This is a genomic window from Ancylomarina sp., from assembly GCF_041555295.1.
GTDB lineage: Bacteria > Bacteroidota > Bacteroidia > Bacteroidales > Marinifilaceae > Ancylomarina.
Map to the genome: position 1 here is coordinate 1 of NZ_JBFFKR010000393.1, position 2535 is coordinate 2535.

2 protein-coding genes are annotated in these 2535 nt (G+C 39.1%); both read left to right on the forward strand.

The genetic code is table 11. The annotated features are described in order from the left end of the window. Positions 1–794 precede the first annotated feature (794 nt). Positions 795–1361, forward strand: a complete 567-nt coding sequence (locus tag ABY905_RS16345; protein ID WP_372645801.1) for a GNAT family N-acetyltransferase — start codon at positions 795–797, stop codon at positions 1359–1361. A 25-nt stretch (positions 1362–1386) separates the two neighbouring features. Beyond that, a partial coding sequence (locus ABY905_RS16350) for an argininosuccinate synthase (RefSeq protein WP_372645803.1) occupies positions 1387–2535 on the forward strand: 1149 nt, incomplete at its 3' end.

The window sequence follows — 2535 nt, forward strand, 5'->3', positions numbered from 1 at the left end:
ATATTCCCTTTGGGCTTGATTTGGTTTTATCGAAAAATTGTCTCTACATTTGTCTCAACAAAAATAGAAAAAGCATGGCTACAAAAATGATAATTCGACGACGACGCAGATCTTTATTTCAACAATAAGGGAGCATTGTTTGTGGATTATTTTCCAGGCTTTCCTTTATATCGGAAGGCTTTTTTTATGCCCGGTTAGTAACTATTATCAAGTATCAAAGAATAAAACACAGAACAATGAATCAATTTTTAAACATCCGACGAAGACAAAGCGCACTTTTAAAGAAAGCGGTGGATGTCTTATTGTCGTGTTGTCTGAATTGACCATGATATATTTTAAAGGCTTACCGTTTATATGGTAAGCCTTTTTTTTAGGACTTTTTTTTTGAGACTCAAATTTAAATTATAACAATTACTCATATGCCAACAACGATCTACACAGTAAGCCGACGCCATTTGCGTTCGAACTGCTACCCAGAAGGGGCGGATGAGTCTGATATGCTATTAACTGAAATAGGATATATAAGCTTGCCGTCGACCACGGTGGGCTTTTTTTGTGCCTAATACTCGATGTGATAGGCGTGAACAAGAGATGGTTTGAAAGAAATTTAGAATATAAATCAAAGTAAAATTAAACAAGATGAACACATTTTTTAAGAGAGAAGATCGGCTAAGGCTCCGATATAACAGGGTAACAAACGGCTTGAAAGAAAGCTTCGAAATTGAGATTAATAATAAATGGTTGAGCCTGACAGGCGTGGCTCTATTTTGGGAAACCTAGCGATTTAGAAAAAAATGGAAACTGTAGACATAAAACAAGAAATAGCTGTTATCGAATCGGGAATTATACATATTGAGTATGCTACCGAGATATGCGAAATGATTGAAGCAGCTGCTAAAATAAGAGGAACAGGGATTGCCAAAAGAAATCCTTTATACATTGCTCAGAAACTTCAGGAAGGAAAAGCGATCATTGCCTTTGCCGATAACAAGGTGATTGGTTTTTGCTATATAGAAACCTGGGAGCATGAGTTATATGTAGCCAACTCGGGATTAATAGTCCACCCGGACTACCGTTATGTTGGTTTGGCCAAGCAAATTAAAGAGAAGGCTTTCCAGTTATCGAGAAAGCGTTTCCCCGAAGCTAAAATCTTCGGATTAACCACCAGCTTGGCGGTCATGAAAATCAATTCAGACCTGGGTTACAAGCCCGTTACTTTTTCGGAACTTACTAAAGATGTTACCTTTTGGAAAGGTTGTGCGTCATGCATCAACTATGACATCTTGCAAAGAACCAATCACAATATGTGTTTGTGTACAGGTATGTTATGTGATCCGAAAAAACCTCAACAAAAAATTTAGCAACAATCATCGTAAAAAGAAGATCATGATAACAAAAGATAAAAAAGTCGTTTTAGCCTACAGTGGCGGATTAGATACCACATATTGTGCCCTTCACTTGTCGAAGGACTTGGGCATGAAGGTTTATACGGTATTGGGAAATACTGGCGGATTTAGTGATGAAGAGCTAACCGCAATTGAAAATAAAACTCAAAAGCTGGGCGTGATAGAACACACCAGCATTGATTTGACTGAAGAGTATTACGCAAAATGTATCAAGTACCTCATAATGGGTAATGTTCTAAAAAACAACTGCTACCCCTTATCAGTAAGTTCAGAAAGAGCTTTTCAAGCCATGGCTATTGCCCAATATGCCAATGAAATTGGAGCCGACTTTATTGCCCACGGAAGCACAGGGGCAGGGAATGATCAAATCAGATTCGATCTGATTTTTAAGATTATGGCACCCAATGCTCAAATTATTACCCCAACCAGAGATTTGGAGCTGAGCCGTGAAGAAGAAATTCAATACCTGAAAGACCATGGCATTGATGATGCCTTTGAGAAAATGGCTTATTCGATTAATGCGGGTATCTGGGGAACCAGTATTGGAGGAAAAGAAACTTTGGTATCGGATCAAACCATTCCTGAGGAAGCTTATCCATCGCAGGTGACTCAAACTGAAGCAAGCGAATTGAGTATCGGCTTTGAAAAAGGAGAACTCGTATCGGTAAACGGACAAAAGTTCGATAATCCATTGGATGCGATTAAAACCATAGAAAAAATAGGATCAGCCTACGGTATTGGCAGAGACATGCACATTGGGGACACCATATTGGGAACAAAAGGGAGAGTTGCCTTCGAAGCTGCTGCACCTGTTTTGATTCTGAAAGCTCACGAAATGCTAGAGAAGCATTGCTTAAGCAAGTGGCAGATGCACTGGAAGGATCAATTAGGTGATTTCTACGGTATGCTTTTGCACGAAGCCCAATACCTGGAGCCCTTAATGAGAAATATAGAGTGCTTCCTCGAAGATACACAAGCAACAGTTTCAGGAGAAGTGAAACTGATGCTATATCCAAAGTATTATCAGATGATTGGGGTGAATTCTCCAAACGATTTAATGAATGATGCTTTTGGACAATATGGAGAGAAGAATGAGGGATGGACTGCCGATGATGTGAAAGGTTTTACC

Excerpts from the sequence above, each read along its gene's own strand:
- ABY905_RS16345 (WP_372645801.1), top strand. The coding sequence starts at position 795 with ATGGAAACTGTAGACATAAAACAAGAAATAGCTGTTATCGAATCGGGA.